14 protein-coding genes and 1 pseudogene are annotated in these 16,495 nt (G+C 45.6%); 1 reads left to right on the top strand and 14 read right to left on the bottom strand.

All coding sequences use genetic code 11. From position 1 onward, the window contains the following. The 3 genes and pseudogenes from J7E78_RS22490 to J7E78_RS22480 all read right to left on the bottom strand — a co-directional run. Nucleotides 1–344: pseudogene (locus tag J7E78_RS22490) on the bottom strand (helix-turn-helix domain-containing protein); the annotation flags it as partial. A 135-nt stretch (nucleotides 345–479) separates the two neighbouring features. Beyond that, the gene (locus tag J7E78_RS22485; RefSeq protein WP_215078271.1) at nucleotides 480–698 is read right to left on the bottom strand and encodes a hypothetical protein; all 219 of its coding nucleotides are present in this window, start codon (nucleotides 696–698) and stop codon (nucleotides 480–482) included. A 218-nt stretch (nucleotides 699–916) separates the two neighbouring features. Beyond that, nucleotides 917–1,756, bottom strand: a complete 840-nt coding sequence (locus tag J7E78_RS22480; RefSeq protein WP_215078270.1) for a DNA-binding protein — start codon at nucleotides 1,754–1,756, stop codon at nucleotides 917–919. Nucleotides 1,757–2,199: 443 nt separating this feature from the next. On the opposite strand from J7E78_RS22480, the gene J7E78_RS22475 reads away from it, so the two are divergent. After that, the gene (locus J7E78_RS22475; protein WP_215078269.1) at nucleotides 2,200–2,652 is read left to right on the top strand and encodes a hypothetical protein; all 453 of its coding nucleotides are present in this window, start codon (nucleotides 2,200–2,202) and stop codon (nucleotides 2,650–2,652) included. Nucleotides 2,653–2,798: 146 nt separating this feature from the next. On the opposite strand, the gene J7E78_RS22470 is transcribed toward J7E78_RS22475, so the two are convergent. The 11 genes from J7E78_RS22470 to hisA all read right to left on the bottom strand — a co-directional run bounded on the left by J7E78_RS22470 (nucleotide 2,799) and on the right by hisA (nucleotide 16,436). Next, complete coding sequence (locus J7E78_RS22470; RefSeq protein WP_215078268.1) at nucleotides 2,799–4,550, bottom strand: hypothetical protein; 1,752 nt, start codon at nucleotides 4,548–4,550, stop codon at nucleotides 2,799–2,801. A 255-nt stretch (nucleotides 4,551–4,805) separates the two neighbouring features. Then, complete coding sequence (locus J7E78_RS22465; RefSeq protein ID WP_215078267.1) at nucleotides 4,806–5,756, bottom strand: sugar phosphate isomerase/epimerase family protein; 951 nt, start codon at nucleotides 5,754–5,756, stop codon at nucleotides 4,806–4,808. Nucleotides 5,757–5,804: 48 nt separating this feature from the next. Continuing rightward, complete coding sequence (locus J7E78_RS22460; RefSeq protein WP_215078266.1) at nucleotides 5,805–6,677, bottom strand: carbohydrate ABC transporter permease; 873 nt, start codon at nucleotides 6,675–6,677, stop codon at nucleotides 5,805–5,807. A 69-nt stretch (nucleotides 6,678–6,746) separates the two neighbouring features. Further along, complete coding sequence (locus tag J7E78_RS22455) at nucleotides 6,747–7,646, bottom strand: ABC transporter permease (RefSeq protein ID WP_215078265.1); 900 nt, start codon at nucleotides 7,644–7,646, stop codon at nucleotides 6,747–6,749. A 116-nt stretch (nucleotides 7,647–7,762) separates the two neighbouring features. After that, nucleotides 7,763–9,364, bottom strand: coding sequence for an extracellular solute-binding protein (locus tag J7E78_RS22450; RefSeq protein ID WP_215078264.1), 1,602 nt, complete (start codon nucleotides 9,362–9,364; stop codon nucleotides 7,763–7,765). 449 nt (nucleotides 9,365–9,813) lie between these two features. Then, nucleotides 9,814–12,075, bottom strand: coding sequence for a helix-turn-helix domain-containing protein (locus J7E78_RS22445; RefSeq protein ID WP_215078263.1), 2,262 nt, complete (start codon nucleotides 12,073–12,075; stop codon nucleotides 9,814–9,816). A gap of 254 nt (nucleotides 12,076–12,329) precedes the next feature. Further along, a complete protein-coding gene (locus tag J7E78_RS22440; protein ID WP_215078262.1) occupies nucleotides 12,330–13,277 on the bottom strand; it encodes a ribose-phosphate diphosphokinase in 948 nt (315 codons plus the stop codon). Between the two features lie 80 nt (nucleotides 13,278–13,357). Then, nucleotides 13,358–14,182: a histidinol-phosphatase HisJ gene (hisJ, locus tag J7E78_RS22435; RefSeq protein ID WP_215078261.1), complete on the bottom strand. Its 825-nt coding sequence runs from the start codon at nucleotides 14,180–14,182 to the stop codon at nucleotides 13,358–13,360. Between the two features lie 12 nt (nucleotides 14,183–14,194). After that, nucleotides 14,195–14,917 carry a bifunctional phosphoribosyl-AMP cyclohydrolase/phosphoribosyl-ATP diphosphatase HisIE gene (gene hisIE, locus J7E78_RS22430; RefSeq protein WP_397330609.1) on the bottom strand — a complete coding sequence of 241 codons (723 nt, stop codon included), beginning with the start codon at nucleotides 14,915–14,917 and terminating at the stop codon, nucleotides 14,195–14,197. Beyond that, nucleotides 14,910–15,671: an imidazole glycerol phosphate synthase subunit HisF gene (gene hisF, locus J7E78_RS22425; protein WP_017691268.1), complete on the bottom strand. Its 762-nt coding sequence runs from the start codon at nucleotides 15,669–15,671 to the stop codon at nucleotides 14,910–14,912. Before hisF ends, hisIE begins: the two co-directional genes overlap by 8 nt. A 30-nt stretch (nucleotides 15,672–15,701) precedes the next feature. After that, nucleotides 15,702–16,436, bottom strand: a complete 735-nt coding sequence (hisA, locus tag J7E78_RS22420) for a 1-(5-phosphoribosyl)-5-[(5-phosphoribosylamino)methylideneamino]imidazole-4-carboxamide isomerase (RefSeq protein WP_047841450.1) — start codon at nucleotides 16,434–16,436, stop codon at nucleotides 15,702–15,704. Nucleotides 16,437–16,495 lie beyond the last annotated feature (59 nt).

The following is a 16,495-nucleotide window of genomic DNA, read 5'->3' as shown; positions in this document are numbered from 1 at the left end:
CGAGCCGGTTTCCCTTCGATCTCCTGAGTATACTTGGTTATCCATTTCGACAACACACTTTTGCTTGAAATATCATATTTTTCTGTTGCAGCAGATAAAGATAGCTGACCAGACAAGACATCTCTGACCGCACCCAGCCTTATTTCCTCGGCGTATGTTTTCCACGTTTTCGATTCCTTTAACCCATCCGACCCATGTGCTCTATATTTTCTGACCCAATCTTTGACTGAATTCTTGCTCACCCCAATGTGTTTAGCTTCCGAATTCGGATTGGATTGGAGTTCAAGGCAGCGCTGTACGGTGTGTAATTTGATTTCTAAAGAAATGGGACTTCTTTTAGACATGAGAAAACTCCCCTCATAATAGACGTAGAAGTTTTGTTTTTTTCTACTGTCTACTATGGGGGGAGCATATCACTATATCCGATGGTCAATGTTTTTTTATTTACTTTTATCCGCCCATACCATGATTCCTCATCGTCACCATCTGTCTGCCGCTTTTTCGGCATCTTTAGCAATCTTCTCAGCTAACTCTTCAGGGTCATCTATGTTAGGGTCATAGTCATTTGTAGGGTCGTAATTGGTATCACTGATGTACCCGCAAACAGGACAAGCAAACACATCCTCTTCTATTTCATCTAGCTCTTGTTCATCTTCGCACACAGGGCAAAACTTAACTTCATCTTCTTCTTCAAACATGATAACCCCTCCTGATGATGTATAGAGTGAAATAAAAAATCCCCATATTTAGTTAGGGGATTAGTCCGTTGCGGTATATTAAATTAAGAACCCCAACAGCAAGACAAATCATATTAACATCTAAGATTAGACAAATCGATCTTTAGTAGCCTGAACCGTGGTTACTCGTAGTAAAGGTAGATGTTGTGCTTGTACCTACAAAGGAGATGAAAGCAAAGCTACACATGACAGCTAATATAAGCATAGTTTTTTTCATTGGATATCACTCCTTTTAATATATTTTTATACTGGATAACCTGGTTCTCTGTGGCGGAATCCCTAAGTGACTCAAAAAGCGCACAGCATTTCCGAAAACCGGCTTCAAGCTCTATTTTACAGGAAACTGCAATACCTCTAATTAATGCATCTATTGCATCACTTTTACATAAAGGCATTCTGTATAAAGCAAGGCAATACATGTAATGCACAAATAAGCTTACATTCTCAGCTTCTTCAAGCATGGCAAATGATTCGTTATAGGGAAGTACCTTCTCAAGGTACTCGTCTATTTGCCAGCCATGCGCTATTGCGGCTTCCAAGATAGTTATGCACTCTGGAATAATCTCTTCGGGATGGTCTAGTAGGAAAGTAACATATTCATCTAGTACCTCTTTGTTACCCATAAGAATATGAACAGAATATCTGTTTGCATGTGCAAACATTCGAAAATCGTCTACCACAACTTGGCCATCAGCATCCAGACCAATGAACCAGCCAAGTTCTTGGTACTTATCAATGCACTCTAGGGACTCATGGTAGCGCTCTAGCTTTTGTAAGGCAAGACCTTTGAGCAAGTGAGATATACCAAAATAGTATACAAGCGGTCTGTTAATACTGAGCCGCTTTTTCTTGTTTTTTGCCTTAAGAAACTGTACCTGTTTATACGTATCGTGGGCACATGAGTAGAGGTGTTCGGCAATATGTATGACTCGCTCGAACTGCTCTGATTTATAAGCCATCTGCGTCATTTGCACGAGGTAGTCCAAGTTAGTAATATTCTGAATTTGTAAGCCCCCCACTAGACATTCCTCCTTATTCCAATTTTATATCCATTATATTCCTAAATATTCCATTGGTCAATTAAGAAAGAACTAATTATTTTAACTTTTTTATGTTTTAAAATCAATAGTCAAATATTATATTTTAAAGCAAAGGTTACTTATGTAATTCGACCTTTCCATTGCCGTAAATATTGATTTTCAGTAAGCGACCATCTCTAACATGATAGTTGTAAACGCAATACTCATTTCGCTCACCGGAACGTCCGAAGTATTTAAGGCCGCTCAACTGGCTTCTTTCGGTTATGGTAAGATAAATGTAGCTCGTGATCAGATTCTCCATATGGACGGTTTTCATAATTGCATTGTATACGAATCAGCCATGTGCGATTTTTTTATTCTTCAGCTACGGTGTCACCTCATATTACAAAGTAGCATTATTATTATTTTAAGGAGATGTTATATTGAGGACCTCAAAGATTAAACCAATCGTATTCATCTTAATCTGTTTGTTTGCTTTGAATGGATGTTCAAAAGGTATAGAAAACATTGAAAATCAGTTCACATTAGATGATGTACTGAAAGCGCTCGAGTCTCAAGAACTGGATTTAGTGTCCTTTGGTATAACCGGGTATCCTTTGAAACTAAATGATGTTGTACCTGAGGTCTATTCCGTTGAAGTGCCCGTGGAAGAAGAACCATATAGCCCTGAATTTATACATTTTTATATTTTCAATTCTGAAAAGGATCGCATCAACGGGACAAAAGAATTCAACAAACACATGGAGAGCGCCCAATTTACAACATTCCCTTTTCTATATGAGAAAGGAAATGTTCTTGTGGTTTATTGGAGCAAAACCAAAGATAATCCTCTGTTTACTAAACCAATTGAAACCTCGTTAGAACAACTGAAATGATACTAGTTCATACATTACTGGACTGAGCTCGGACAGTGGGAATATCATTTTAGAACGTTAATTGCAGTCATTCGTCATTCGTAAAAAAGAAGACCGAGCATTTGGGCTCGGTCTTCTAATGTTATGGCTTTAAAGATCCAACAGATTTAGATCTTCAACCCCATCGAAGGAGAAAGTGAAATTTGAAGGGTTTTATCAAACGGCGTCATGAAATTGACCAGCACAACCTTGCACTTGTCCGGTAGTTTTGCCTCACGTACCGTTGCCGCCAGATGCCCGAGCTCGCCCCCGGTAATCTCCAGCCAGTCTTCTCCGCAGGTATAGCGTAATGTACCGCCTTTCCACAAGTAGTGACCCTCACTCGTTTCAATCGCATCCTCACAGGTCAGTTCACCTTCGCTTCCGAATACAAAGGATAGCTGCATCATAATGTCCTCCGGCTCCTGTCCAGATAGATGCATGTTCCATCCGTTTTCCGTTGGCTGTAATTCTGCCCCTACACGGAAGGTCTGCTCATGAGTAAGCTGACGACTCTGATGAGGTAGCAAATACCATGGACTTATATCTGATGCAGCCGATTCTGGCAGCAGGTTCGCAGGGATTGGGCCGTAGTAACCTTTTTTCTGCTCACCAGTTAGTCGATACCCTTCGGACAGCCTCGTCATTTGCTGCATAGGTACATACCCTGGATTAAAGTATGAAGCCAGTTGCACAGCCAGCAGACGCACCTTGCCATGACGAAGCGCGAAGAAAGAAGGAACTTCTGTCATCACCGTCACACTTGTAGCACCATCCCGAATTCGGGCTACCGGAGCACCAAAATCCGTATGCATCCGACTGTGAGAGATACGTCCGTGATGCCCTACCGAATCCATCTGCTCCAGATATTCTCCGCGTACAAAATGTTCATTCAGCATGACCTCATACTGTTCCGGTAATGTATCACGTGTGTCATTGGTCTGTTGAAGTTCCGGCTCAAGCATTAATCGAATGAGCGTATTCACCGAACATACTCCCGGATCGGTCAATGTATCTCCAGCCCAGGCTGCCATTCCGGCTAAGAGTGGATCACCATCCAGCCGCGCCAGAATGGCATACGGTAGGTAATACGGTGACAGATCATGAACACTGCCCAGATCCTGTCGCCCTGAATAATCCGTAACAATTTCACCCGTTGGATGGACCAGATACACCATCATGCGGAGATTAAGCCTCACCGGTTCCAGCAGTTCAGGACGATTGAGCAGGCGCGCGGCATGAATTAACATGATGTCGCTAACTGCGCTGTATATCCCATTGCTCCGTTCTGTCCACTCCCCATCGGGTGTAATATCCATGCCTTCATTCATCCACTGCTCTGCGCGCTGCACAGCTTCCTCCAGATCAAATATTTCATGCAGGAAACCAAGCGCCGCGCATAGCACCCAGCGATGATTGGGCGTATGACAACCTCCTGTAAGCATGGTTGGGATTGTCCGTTCCAGAAACAGCCTCATATTGTTTAACACAGGTTGAAGCGGCTCCCATTCTTGCTGCTGAAGAAGCTGATACAACTGTGAATACCCTACAACGACAAATGCAGTATCCGGAGGGGAATGGTAATTGGTCCAGCCAGGCGATATTGAACCGTCTTCATGCTGGAAGCGGAGTACAAATTCCGTAGCTAACAACAGTCGATTTAACAACGACTCATCCCGGTAATAGATGGAGTCCGGATTGGAAAGCGCAGCTCCCCAGTAACACATATCCGTGGGCGTTCCAGTCGTATGGTTGACCCAGGAAACACCTGTGAAGGGATCGATTGTCCCTCCATAGTAACGGCTTTCCGGGTCAAGCATCTGCCGGGATATGCCTCTTTCTACCGCTCTGTCATTACTGTCCACCAGTTGTTTGTACATGTGCAGTCCCCTCCATACCAATGCATTCTCCCGATGTGCGGAGTATGTTGCTTCAGTGCCTTCAATTCAGACCGGAAGCCTACTCATACCGCCCGTAGGTGAGTTCATTTTTCTCGTCAGTATATATCATATTTCTACAAAAGTCGCTAGAAAATCCGTGCTTGTTCTACTACATATGTCTGGGTCTCCGTCACTGAGGAAACAGTCGTTAAACACATGTTGTGAACATACAAACTGTTTCCCGCATCACCGCACCTACTCTGTCACTCCAAGCTTCCTCATAAGCAAGTCATGACTCTCATGGATCTCTTCTGCCTTACAGGCAGACTTCAACTCATATACCTTCACCTGTGCGCGGCGAATCATCGGCAGATAAGCATCATAGAAGTTCATATCCTTACTGTGAACATACGGGCACCAGTGATCAGAGAGACCAAGTGTCTCATGGATATGGACCCCTACGATATCATCCATCAGGCCTTGCATTTCTCCCACACTGTCATAAAGGCCCATTCGGTCCATCATGATGGCATGACCGGTATCGTACCAGATACCAACCGGAGCCCCTTTGAGGGCGGTGATGATGGTCTTGGCTTCGGCAAGGGTAGGAATCTGTTGTGGTCTGGATCTCGTCTCTATTCCAAAACGAACATCCAGACCTTTAGCTGCCGCCCGATTGCATACTTCATCCAGACTGGCGATAATTTTCTCCACGTACCCTGAACTGAGGGCTTCCCGTCGCTCCATCAATTCAGCCCATTTGCTCCGATACTTCGGTGAATCCGGACCTTCCTCGTTATAGATCTTTCCAAGGTCTTTGCTGATATCCTCAGGAAAAGGTACCTCTCCGGGGTGCACAACAACAGCTTCTCCCCCATAACGCTGGGCATATTCAGCCGACTCTACCAGCAATTCGATCGCCCGCTTACGTTTCACTTCATCTTCGAAGCCGAGCAGGATGGAATCCGTCCCATAATCGGGATCAGGATCATGTGGAAAGGTATTGTGGACACTAGAAATTCCGATCTCTCCACGCTCAATCATGGGCTCAATCGTCGTGAGCATCTCCTTCGTCACATTATAATTAAGCTCCACCCGACGAAAGCCGAGATCTGTAATTTCCCGAATCATATCTTCCCCGACATCATGTTTTCGGATATTCCAGCATGTGGAGAACGAATATATCCCCTTATCTATGTGCTGCATCTGTTTTCCTTCTCCTCCCTCTGGCTAATCTCTTTCACCAAACTTAACTCAACCTTTTACCGCGCCAAGCATCGCACCGCTGACAAAATACTTTTGCAGCCACGGATAAACGAGTAGAATCGGAACGGTTGCGAAAATAACGGTCGCGGCCTTGAGACTCTCGGGAGTCAATGGCGTACGGTTAGCACCCTCCATCTGGGTAAGCTCGCTGACCATATTGTTCTGTACCATTTGGAATAACTTTAGTTGGAGCGGATACAGCTTCGGATCATTAATATACATCAGGGAATCCTGGAACCCATTCCAGCGTCCAACCGCATAGAAAAGAGCTAATGTAGCAAGTACTGGCATGGATAATGGCAGTATGATTTTAAATAACGTGTGTATATGTGAGCTGCCATCAATTTCTGCTGATTCTTCCAGACTTTCAGGAATGCCTCTGAAGAATGAGATCAGGATAATCAGGTTAAACGGACTGACCAGTCCAGGCAGAATCAGTGCCCACACTGAATTAAGCAAGTTCAGGTCACGAATGAGCAAGTACTCCGGAATGATCCCACCACTGAAGAACATCGTAATGATGATGACATACATGAAGAGCTTGCGCCCTTTCAATTTTTTCTTGGTTAACGGGTATGCAGCTGCCAGTGTGAACATCATGCACAGGACAGTAGTAGCAATTGTCAGAACTGTGGTGTATCCCAGTGAGTAGATCATCGACTGATCAGAGAACACCTGAATATACGCATCCCAATTGAATTCTTTAGGGAATATGGTTACTTCACCTGACGTAATCGCACGGTTAGAGCTGAATGATATCGCAATCGTGTGCAGAAATGGAGCCAGACAGAATATAACAAACAAGGTGATAAAGGAGATATTAACGATATCAAAAATCCGGTTTGAGGTGCGTTCACTCATATGCGCACAGCTCCTTTACTGATGGTCTATACAAACAAGCCAATTGGCGTCTCTTCCGTTCATCACAACCTACAAAATACCCTCACCGGTTGTTTTCTTCGAAATATAGTTGGAGCCTAATACGAAGACAAGTCCGACTACTGCCTGGAACAATCCGACGACGGTTGCCAGCGTGTATTGTCCTGATTCAAGACCAACTCTGTATACAAAGGTACTGAGTACATCGGAATATTCACGCACGGCCGTATTACCAATGATATAAGGCCGATCAAAACCGATGCTGACCATATGTCCAAGATTAAGAATAAGCAGGGTCACAATGGTTGGTTTAATGCTTGGCAATGTAATATGCCAGATTCTCTTCAGCCGCGATGCTCCATCAATTTCAGCTGCTTCGAACAATTCCTTGTTGACGCCGGTTAATGCAGCCAGATATAGAATGGTTCCCCATCCTGCACTTTGCCAGACACCTGTGAACAGGTATGTCACAAGCCATGGATTTTTTTCTGTCAAAAATGGTATTGAATTTAAGCCCATGCTTTCCAGTACACCGTTAACCATACCGGATTGATTACCAAACAATTGGTACACAATTCCCCCGATGATTACCCATGAGATAAAGTGAGGAATATACAATATCGTTTGTGAGATTTTTTTGAACCATTTGAATCGAACTTCATAGAGCATGATCGCCAAAATAATAGGAGCTGGAAATGAAACGACCAGATCAAGAAAATTCAGCATAAAGGTGTTGCGCAATGTGGTGTAGAAGTCCCGCATTCCAAATACTTCGCGAAAAGCATCAAAACCGATCCACTCACTGCCGCTGATTCCCTGAAACAGGTTAAAGTCCTTAAAGGCGATCTGCACACCGTACATCGGTCCATAACGAAAGATTAAAAAGTAGATAATGGGCAGTGATATCAGAGCGTATAATTGCCAATACCTCTTCAAGTATGTGGTGGTCAAGTCGGTTTCCTCCTATCAACAAGGAAACGGCTGTGCCGCCAGTCCGGCGGCACACGTTCCTTTCTAGTTAAGCCGTAGTATGGGTATCTGTCTTGGATCTTGAAATGTGGAGCTACTTAATTTGCAGGGAGTGCCTGAACTGCTTCTTCAAGTTCTTTTTTCAGTTCAGCACCACCCAGAGACATGAAATCAGCCATTTCTTTTTCATATACCGCATCGAATTCTGCTGGCTTAGCCATCGCTGTTTTTACGATAATGACGTTCAATTTGTCTTTGAGTGCTGTGCTGTACTTCATCTCTGCTTCAATCGGTTTGTCGAAAATAATCGGTCCCACTGTATCAGTGTTGGCGATATCAATGGATTGTTTCAGAAGCTCCTGATTGTTTTGCGGGAAGCCCAGAATCCATGCTTTTTCATTCGTTGCCTGGTCACCAATGTTTTTACCGTTGGAGATAATTGCTGTATCCCCTGCATTGAACAGGCGATCCTGCGCTTCTTGGGATGCATCCTCCTTCACAACCGGAATACCGTCTACCAGATCATAGTTCTCGCCTTCCACACCACTGTAGATATCAATCAGATTGTTGTCAGATGCCATCCAGTCGAGATATTTGATCGCTTCGACAGAACGTTTGCTGCTCTTCGGAATCATAATGTACATACCATTTGTTCCGTAGCGTGACTTGATGTGTTTGTTGTCTGCATTTGGATTGGTGTATACATCAACCGGCAACACTTCGCTACCACTCACATTTTTACGCAGATTATCCAGTGTACCATCTCCGTAGAACATGGCATCCACATCTTCAGACCAGTAACCTACGTTACCGTTTTGAATGTCTTTCCCTAACTGCGTTTTGTCTTCATCCAAACTGAAGTCTTTGCTGATCAAACCTTCGTTGTACAGTTTGTTCAGGAACTGCATCGATTCTTTGAATCCTTCATGCAGCGGCAATTCATACCGTTGACCATAGGTCAGGTCGCCACTAACTGGCTTAATGAATGAGTAGATGAGCGTTTCGAATTGAGCTGGTGCAAGAGCCATACCCATTGGGATGTTTTTGCTTCCGAGACCACCAGGATCTTTATCCTTGAACGCTTTCAAAGTTGTATATAATTCATCCGTGGTCTTCGGCGCTGGCAATCCCAGCTTATCGAGCCAATCCTGACGAATGTAAGAGCTGTATCGGCCTGTGATCGCACGTTTACCTGGAACAGCAAACTGTTGTCCTTCCACTTGCCCGAACTTCAAAGTATCTTCACCCAGGAACTTCTTCAGGTTCGGACCATGCTGGTCAATCAACTCTCCAACATCAGTCAATCCACCCTGCTGGGCATACCGATAAAACACGCTTGAGTCATAAACAAAGACAATATCAGGGACGTCCGTATTGCTAGCCATCAGGACGTTCAGCTTGGTAACTTCCTCAGAACGCTGAACAGGTACAAACTGTACATCAATATTGTTGGGATCACCGAACTTCTCCTGAATCATTTTAGATAGATAGTTGTTCGTAATTGTGTACGGTGAAGGACTGTTACCACGGTCAAAAATCTCTACCTTTAAGGTAACGCGCTCGCCATTGCCTGATGTTCCGCCTTCAGCTGATTCTTTTGATGCTGATGAGCATCCTGCCAGCAACGAAACTCCCATTACCATCGTAAGTGCCAGACCTACCCATTTCTTCGTTCTCCCTGTGGTTGCTCTTCTTGTCATTTAGTCATCCCCTTTTTCTTTGCGTGAATGTTTAAGGCTTGCTCCGAGTATTCCACATCTTCCCGAACTCTAGCAATAAACCACTTTCGGAAGCGCTTACAAACGGATTATGGTTTATATGCTAAGCCCATTTTCGCAGACTGATTATTTTCCGAAAGCTGCACTGCCCTAGGCTGGGATGGCTCTAAACACCTCGCGACTCGAAGCTGCCTGTCCCCATTCGGATAAACCATTTTCACACACTGCCTATATTCGTAAACGGGAAAAAAACAGGAATATTAGCTTGCTATCCTGCGAAAACAGTTGCATCCGATCTGAGGCAGCAGAGAACTGTTCAACGAAAACAGGGCGAACCTCTGCAAGCCTGCTCTCCTCAGTGGAAAGTGACTGCATGAAATTCACCCTGTGTTATCCTGATGTCCAGATCTCAGAATAGGATTACTTTTGCGTTACTCTTCGGGTTCTCGATGTTCACGTTTCAAACGACGATAATCTCCTGGTGTAATGCCCGTTACCCGCTTAAATACACGTCCCAACGTAATTCCATTCGCATACCCTACCTTCAGGGCTATATCCTGTAAAGAGTAATCAGTATTGATCAGAAGCTGCTCCGTCTCCTTCATGCGAAGCTCTGTAACAAAATCAACAAACTTCATGTTGAATTCTGTCTTGAACAAATAACTCGCATGTTTGCCCGTGATCTGGAATCGGTCGCTCAGATGTTTCAATGAAAGATCCGGATTCGCAAACTGTTCTTCGATATAATTTTTCATTTCGTTGACCATGGCTTTGTAACTCTTGGTTTCTGTAACCGCCACATACGTTCTGAACAAGTCCGTCAGACCATCGAACAAAAGACTTTTCACATCCGTAAGCGTCTCTGCCTCTTCCACAGCACTCAACCATCTGTTGATGTTTTCTTCGGACAGCTCTTCCTGGAGTCCTTCCGACATCATGGCCACCTCTCGGCTAAGCATCTGTAACATGGCCTGAATCAGAGAACGAATCTCATCATCGGGCAGCTTATTCTTTTCAAATGCTGTAAAGATCTCCTCCAACTGTTCCCGCCACTGTCCACTCGACATCCGGAATCGCTTAACAAAGTCCGCAATCATCTGCAGATAGGTATAGGTATCCAGCAAAGGATGCTGTGGTTCGCCACAGTCGGCTTGGCCGACATCTCCATTCATCAACAGTTTGCGTTGCATTACCGCTTCTGCGGCCGCATAGGAATCTCGTATTGTACCGATTCCCTGAGCAATGGGTCCAATGCCAAAGCTTAAGGAAATGCGTAGATTTTGTTCTACCCAAGATTTGCATTCCTCAGCTACAACACGAATCTGCCCGGACATATCCAAGTTGCTATCATTCTGTTCTTTGAACACAAAAAGGATTGCAATTCGATCCACACTAATCCATTCCGTCCAGCATTGAACTCCCGTATTACGTGACAGCTCTTGCAAAACGTTCATCAAGGCAAACTTCAGCGTATTTTGTTCACCTCTCGTGTATCTCTCCTGAAATCCCTTCTCATAACGGTTAATCTCTCCAACAACAACGACAAAACGAGATGAGTCATGCACTTCATTCAGTGGAGAGAGCTCTTTTAATTGCTCTGCTGCATTTTCCATGTGTTCCCCATGCAACAGGGCATTGAACAACTTGCTGCGCTTAATGAGTACATTTTCCCTGCTTTTCTTGTCATAATCCATCATATGATTAATCAGATTCTCAAGCACACCGTCAATCATCTTCATCTCATCCGTGCGAGCACCTGAGTGTTCAAACGCCCGAATCTGATGAGACTCAATCCGGTTCATAATGATCTGAATGGGTTTATAGTTACGGCGAGTAATATACACGATATATACAATCGCACAGATGACAGTCACAATAGCAATGATTACCCATACATAAGACACGACAGATACCCAGCCAAATAAGTTACCGGCCTTAATTCCACTGGATATTGTCCAGCCCAGTCTTTCTAGCGGTAGCCTATTCAGTTCCTGACCGTCTATCGAGCTCTCTTGGTCCGAGTGTGCATTATACACAACCTTACCGACCCGATCCGTAATTGTCAGGAATGAGAGCTGGCCATTAACCATACTATCTACACTCTGTTCAATGCTGCTCATCTTGATATTAATGACTAATGTGCCCTGAGAGCCAAAAGGCAAAGGCATGTCCTTGTTCACGGTTAATACGCGAATAGGGGTACGTTGAACAGAGTCCGCATCCAATTCCCGGACCGGCTGCCAGCCTGAACCGATAGATCCGGTAACCATCTGATCAATCCATACCTTATCCGAAAAACTTTCCGCTTCTCTGGATCCACTTACAGTCACAACATGTTTATTCCGCTTGTCATATAAATAGATGGATTGAATCCATGAGGACGAATTGGTTAGCTCCCGTAAACTCTGTGCAATTGCATACACTGTGTCCGAGCTGGTCAGGTTTGTGTTATTAAAATAGAGTCTGTAGGCCTGCTCACTCTGTACCGTTTCAAGGATGGATAGTTCAATATCCCTGATTGTACGATCCACCGTGTCTATCATATAACTGGAGGAGATCCGGTCTGCCTTTTTCGTTTCCTCCTTAGAGATATCATTGATGAAAACAAATGCGATGAAAATGAGTATGGTCACCGTAAGAAAAAAAATTGGGAAATACGAGAACAGTAACCGGTAATACCAATTACGAGACAATAGACCCCACTCCTCACTCCACGATGCCAATGTTCTCAGCCGTGGTTCTACTGTTCAGCATCCATCTCACCTTAGGGGCTGAATACGATATGATAACGCTATCATAACTGATTTTATGTTATTATAGCACAAGCCTCTGAGCAGCAAAGCAAGAATTGAATTCAAAGAGCCAAAACAAAAAAACCGTGCTGAGCAGACAACAACTCAGACACGGGACAGTTCATCTGGCAGCACACCGTTATATCCTCGATGCTCTAAATGCCAGAATCCTTAAACAATGTGGCCATGGAGCCACCATCGACAATAATGCGTATAGCGCGAGCCAGCATTGGCGCAACAGGTAACACTTTGAAGCATTCAGGGTGGTCATCTGGCAGTGCGATCGAGTCCGTAACTACCACCTCTTCAATTGACGGGTGATTCAATTTACTTACTGCCCCATCCGAGAATAATCCGTGTGTTGCACATACATATACATTTTTGGAGCCACGTTCCTTCAACCCTTCCACAACATTCAGAATAGTTGTTCCGGTGTCAATCAGATCCTCAATAATAATAGGTGTTCGTCCTTCTACATCACCAATGACATGGGTAATCACCGATTCATTATGGCTTGGACGTTTCTTGATCATAATGGCAAATGGAGAATCCAGGCGGTTCGCCAGCTTCTCTGCCATTGATGCTCGCCCCGCATCCGGGGAGACTACAACAGGGTTCTCAATCCCTTTGCTTAACAGATAATCACTAATCAGATCCAGTGATGTCATATGGTCAACCGGAATGTTGAAGAATCCCTGAATGGCCGCTGCGTGCAGGTCGATCGTTACCACTCGATTGGCACCAGCCGTAGTTAATACATCTGCTACCATCTTGGCCGAGATCGGTTCCCGTGGAGCGGATTTACGCTCTTGACGAGCATAGCCGTAATACGGAACAATGATGTTCACAGTGCGCGCTGAAGCCCTCTTTGCGGCATCAATCATCACAAGCAATTCGACAAACATCTCATTAATCGGATGAGACAACGACTGTACCAGAAACACATCACAATTACGGATCGTTTCTTCATAATGAACGTATATTTCTCCGCTCTTGAATCTGGACAGCTTGATCTTGCCCAGTTGTACACCCAGCTTGTCACATACCTGTTCTGCCAGCTTAGGGTTCGATGAACCGGAAAAAATACGTAACGAATGCTGCATAATGCCCTCCCGAGAGTTGAAATCCCTATATAATCCCTTAGCTAAAAGGTTATTCCCTACCCTCATTATACTCCACTGCCTTATACATTTAAAGGAATGAACGAGCGATGACGGCCTTCGAAAACAGCGACTTCCGTACAGCCCAACTCATGTAAAAGTGCTTCAGCTTCAGGCAAATAATCCCCTAGCTTCAGTGGGTCATGTGCATCAGAGCCCATGGTTAATGGAATACCCAAGCGAATGGCTTCTGTCAGCATTCTGCGACTAGGGAACATCTCGGCACAAGGCTTCGATAACCCGGAAGCATTCAGTTCCATGGCGCAGCCACTTTTGGCAATAGCCTGCAGCGCTGCGTTCTCCAGTGAGATACGTTCTTCTGTCTGCTCCGTTGAAGGAACAAAGCCGAAGCGTTTAATGACATCCGTATGGCCCATAATATCGTACATGCCCGTGGCGGCCGCCTTGCTTACGGCATCGTAGTACTGACGATATACCTCAAGGATGTCTTTGCCCTCCCAGTGATGGGTCTGGCGGAAATCCGTAATGTCCCATTCCCCGAGAAAATGAACAGAGCCAATCACATAATCCCATGGATAACGCTCAATAATCGCACGGATCTCTGTTTCCCAGCCTTCAATATAGTCACCTTCCAGACCAACACGTACGTCAATCTGTCCACGGTAACGTTCTTTCAGGGAGAAACACTCCTCTACGTAACGCGGCAGTTCATCCATAGGCATCGCCATTTCCGGATAATATTGAGCCGGATCGACATGCAACAAGGGCATGTGATCGGACAATCCAATCTGGGATAGTCCGATCTCCACACCACGCTGCACATATTCCTCCAGTTTGCCGACTGCATGTCCACACCGCTCATGGTGTGTGTGATAGTCTATACGCACGAAACTCGCCTCCTAATCGCGGCGAGGCCGTTCATGACGGCGACTCAGCTCTGACATAATGTCGTCCAGCGGCAGCTTGCGCTCTTGTAACAGGACAAGCAGGTGATACATCAGGTCACTGACTTCCAGACGAAGCTCGTCATTATCTTTATTTTTGGCGGCGATGATCGTCTCGGACGCTTCTTCACCGATTTTTTTCAGTATTTTGTCTACACCTTTATCAAACAGATACGTTGTATATGCACCCTCAGGACGCTCACGTTCACGCTCTGCAATAACGGATTCCAGTTCAGCCAATACCTCAAAGCGACTTTCGGAACCGGAACTTGCAGAAGCAGATGCCGCACCCGCTTCATCCGAAGCCTTGTCTGCCGATTTCTCTGGCAAACCAATGATCTCATTATGGAAACAAGTTACCGCCCCTGTATGGCAAGCTGGACCGTTCGGTTTCACCTCAACCAACAAGGTATCGCCGTCACAATCATATTTTAGGGAAGTAATCATCTGCACGTTGCCAGATGTTGCCCCTTTATGCCACAACTCCTGACGCGAGCGTGACCAGAACCACGTCTCACCGGATTCAAGCGACAACTTCAGAGATTCGCGATTCATATAAGCCATCATTAAGACTTTCCGAGTATCCACATCCTGCACAATCGCAGGAACCAAACCATCACTCCAACGAATGTGTTCCAAGGACAACTGTTCCTTGATTTCATCGCTCACTTTAGTCACGGATCTCCACCCCTTGTTCTCTCAAATGTTGTTTTAACGCCGGTACGGCGATTTCTTTGTAATGGAAAATTGTTGCGGCCAGCCCTGCGTCCGCTTTGCCTGTGGTGAATACATCATAGAAATGAGATTCCTTGCCCGCACCGCCCGATGCGATGACTGGAATACGCACAGATTCGGATACCGCTGCCGTCAGCTTCAGATCGAAGCCGTCTTTTGTTCCGTCCGCGTCCATACTTGTGAGAAGAATCTCTCCCGCGCCTAAGCTCTCAGCCTGTTTAACCCATTCCAGCGCCTTGATCCCGGAGGGTTTCCGTCCACCATGGGTATAGACTTCCCACTCTCCCCAAGCTTCGTTATACTTGGCATCGATCGCTACCACGATACACTGCGAGCCAAAGCGACGTGCACCATCTGCAATCAACTGCGGATTAAGTACCGCGGCTGTATTCACTGCAATTTTATCCGCACCTGCTCGGAGAATCCGCTTCATGTCCTCTACCTTGGAGATGCCGCCACCTACCGTAAAGGGAATAGCGATCTCGCCCGCCGTCTGCCGCACGACTTCTTCCATCGTTTCGCGACCTTCTACCGAAGCGGAGATATCGAGAAACACCAATTCGTCCGCGCCCTCGCGGTCATATAGCGCCGCCAGCTCTACCGGATCACCCGCATCGCGGAGATTAACGAAGTTGACGCCTTTGACAACCCGGCCGTCCTTCACGTCCAGACAGGGGATGATTCTTTTTGCCAGCATGCTACCTCTTCCTCTCTACCCGAATATCCCTTACTTATTGACCGCACGTACTGCTTCAGACAGATCGATGCTTCCTGTATACAGTGCTTTACCCACAATTGCTCCACCAACACCATCATCCGCATGACGACTCAGACGAAGCAGATCATCCATTACACTTACACCGCCGGAAGCAATAACGGTTCGTCCGCTCGCCTTGGCAAGGGATACAATTGCTTCCACGTTAGGTCCCTGCATCATGCCATCACGGGAAATATCCGTAAAGATAAACGTTTCTGCCCCATATGCCGCCAATTCCTTCGCGAGTACCTCTGCCTGTACTTCCGATGTTTCAAGCCAACCGCGAGTTGCCACGTAACCATTACGAGCGTCGATACCAATTGCCACTTTGTCGCCGTAACGTCCTAGTACTTCCTCTGTAAATGCACGATCCTCAATTGCTGCTGTTCCAATGATCAGCCGGCTAACACCCAGACCCAGCAATCGCTCTACATCCGCTACTGTACGAAGTCCGCCGCCCACCTGAACAGGTACGTTCACAGCCGAGGCAATCCGCCCGATCAGCTCATCGTTAACAGGATGACCCGCTTTCGCACCATCCAGATCCACCAGATGGACGTATGTACCGCCTTGCTTCTCCCAGGATAGAGCCACTTGAACCGGGTCATCGTTATACACGGTCTCCTGATTATAATCTCCCTGCACCAGTCTTACACATTTGCCGTCCCGGATATCAATCGCCGGATATAGGATAAAAGATGACATACAAGGCCTCCTGAATATGAATTAGATTTGTACGCTTTCTATAGTTAAGAAGAGATGAT

The organism is Paenibacillus polymyxa, assembly GCF_018614975.1.
GTDB lineage: Bacteria > Bacillota > Bacilli > Paenibacillales > Paenibacillaceae > Paenibacillus > Paenibacillus polymyxa_E.
This window is presented reverse-complemented; position numbering and strand designations above follow the sequence as displayed.